This window comes from Milkweed yellows phytoplasma str. MW1 (assembly GCF_000309485.1).
Taxonomy (GTDB): domain Bacteria; phylum Bacillota_I; class Bacilli_A; order Acholeplasmatales; family Acholeplasmataceae; genus Phytoplasma.
Window position 1 is genome coordinate 1 of sequence record NZ_AKIL01000088.1, and the last position, 2,378, is coordinate 2,378.

A 2,378-nucleotide genomic window follows, 5' to 3' on the forward strand; every position below is an offset into this window, starting at 1 on the left:
TATTATTTTTATATATTTTTTATATAACTTTTTGATTTGTTTAGCGCACGCCGATACAATAAAATTAAAATATGTGATTCTGTTTATCCATTTATAACAAAGAAAGGGTAATTATCATGTCTGAACATAAATATTTACATCAATTAAAAGATTTTAAAGATGGTTTTAAGTCTTTTATCAATAAAGGGGACATTATCAAATTAGCTATCACCATCGTGATAGGGCAGTTGTTTAGCAAAATGGTGAGTTCCTTGTCTACTGACGTCATTATGCCTCCTATTGTTTGGTTATTTAACGGCAAACTTACCTTAAATGAACTAAAAATAACTTTAGGAGGGGAAAACGCTATTAATTATGGTAAATTTTTACAAAACGTTTTTGAATTTTTTATGGCCGCTTTCGTTATTTATATTTTTATGTATCATGGTAAAAAATATTTAAAAACTAAGAGCACTTCTAACGTCAAAGAATTTAAAAGCGACGATATCAAAAAATTAGAACAAGAAAAAGTAGCTTTACTAAAAGAAATTAAAGATTTGCTTCAAAATCCTCCAAAATAATATAATATCGTTAAAAATACTCTTAATATGGGGATATTTTTTTCAATTGAACAAATCATCTATAAACTTTATTATTATATGATGATATTTTAAAAAAAGGTAATATATACGTCAATTTATGAAAAAGATTTATTCTTTCTGTTGGATGCTATTTGTCTTCTTTTGTATTATGGTTTATTTTCGTCTAACAAAAAGAGAAGGTCAAACAAAGAAACAATTTATCGAAAATAGGATACAAATGCTAACAGATTCATTAAAGGAAAAAAACAACATTATTCAAACGCAAGAATTGATAATTAAAGAAAATCAACAACAAATCATTAAAAAAGACCATAATTTATGTTTTTACAAGAAAAAGATTAAATTATTAACGAAAGAGAAAGAAGAAATCAAAAAAGATTTATCTTCTATCACTAATGCTTTAATCGAAAAAGCCAAAGAAATAGAAGAATTAAATAATCTTTTTTCCTAAAATAACTTCTCAAAAAAAATGTTAATGATTTAATGGAATTATAATTTAAATATCAATTCAAATTAAAAAAATCCTCCAATTATAAAACAAAAAAAACTATTTATGAATTAATTGTCTGTTTCATAAATAGTTTTTTTTGTTTTATAATTGGTAAATATCATTAATATTTTAAAAATTCATTAATCTTTTTGGTAATTATTTAGGAAAAGTCGGCCATAAAGCACTTATAGTATCAGAAACTGCATCATCTATGTCTTTAGCAAAAGCTTCAAAAATAAAAGTATAACTAGATTTGTAAGCGCTTTTTGCCTGGGTTATAGCATAGTCGGCAATGTAAGTTAAATTAGAAGCCACTATATCTTTCATCTTATCGCTATCGTATTTAAAAATGGTAAAAAAATCAGTTTCAACTACAGCCCATTCATCTATGCATAAATAGTTATTAATAATATCATTTACTACATTTTGAATCAATCTTTTGGAAGTTTTATCGCTATGCTGAGCCTCAGCATAATTTTTCAACTCATCAAAAACCTTAGCCGTTCCTATTTTATTTTTGTCGGCGTAAGAATCATTAATAGTGTCTACAATATCTGATATATCATCTTGAACGCCAAGATTGTGTGTATTTTGTGTTTGTTTAGATTCTTCATTTTGTGTATTTAGTGTTTGTTTAGGATCTTCATTATTATTTTGATTTTGAGCAAAAATTTTCTGAGTAAAAAAAGGTAAAGACATTAATAAAAAAGCATTTAACATTAAGAAAAATAAATAACTATTTTTTATTTTTTGATTAAACAAAAATATATACCTCTATTTTCTTTTATTTTTTTATATTGTGTTTTTATCTTCTTGTATGATTATATTGTAACACACTTTTACATAAAAAACAAATTTTTACTTTTTAAAAGGATAAAAAATATCCACATCTCTAAGAAAAAACCATTTTAATAATAATATTAATCTTTTTAATAAAAAACCTTTTAAAGTGATTAAAAAAGTTTTTTATCGGTTAAAAATTATTAATAAAATTAAGACTGAAAAAAGTATTTCTTGAGCCGCTATTTTAGTTTTAACACTTTAATTGAGAACAAAAAAAATAAAGGTTATAATTAAGGTATAAAACCTCATATGAAGGATATGGAGTGGGGTTTGAGTTTAATTTCTATTTTTTTGATGTTGTTTTTTTAATTTAAAGTTTGAAAACCCCCCTTTTTTGCTTGGATAATTGTTTGCTGTTTTTTTGGTTTGGTATTTTAGAATAAAAAGACTAGTGCGCTGTTCCGTTTTTTTAGACAACTTTTGTCTCTAAAATTATTCTTTAAAACTTAAAATTAAGTGATAAT

General features: G+C 24.0%; 3 protein-coding genes. 2 read left to right on the top strand and 1 reads right to left on the bottom strand.

All coding sequences use genetic code 11. From position 1 onward, the window contains the following. Positions 1-116 precede the first annotated feature (116 nt). Both mscL and RI76_RS01960 read left to right on the top strand, forming a co-directional pair. On the top strand, positions 117-560 hold the full coding sequence (mscL, locus tag RI76_RS01955; protein ID WP_017192464.1) for a large conductance mechanosensitive channel protein MscL: 444 nt from the start codon (positions 117-119) through the stop codon (positions 558-560). 238 nt (positions 561-798) lie between these two features. After that, the gene (locus tag RI76_RS01960; RefSeq protein WP_261974338.1) at positions 799-1,032 is read left to right on the top strand and encodes a hypothetical protein; all 234 of its coding nucleotides are present in this window, start codon (positions 799-801) and stop codon (positions 1,030-1,032) included. 195 nt (positions 1,033-1,227) lie between these two features. Here RI76_RS01960 and RI76_RS01965 read toward each other — a convergent pair whose 3' ends face one another. Next, positions 1,228-1,833: a hypothetical protein gene (locus RI76_RS01965; protein WP_017192466.1), complete on the bottom strand. Its 606-nt coding sequence runs from the start codon at positions 1,831-1,833 to the stop codon at positions 1,228-1,230. Positions 1,834-2,378: the final 545 nt, after the last annotated feature.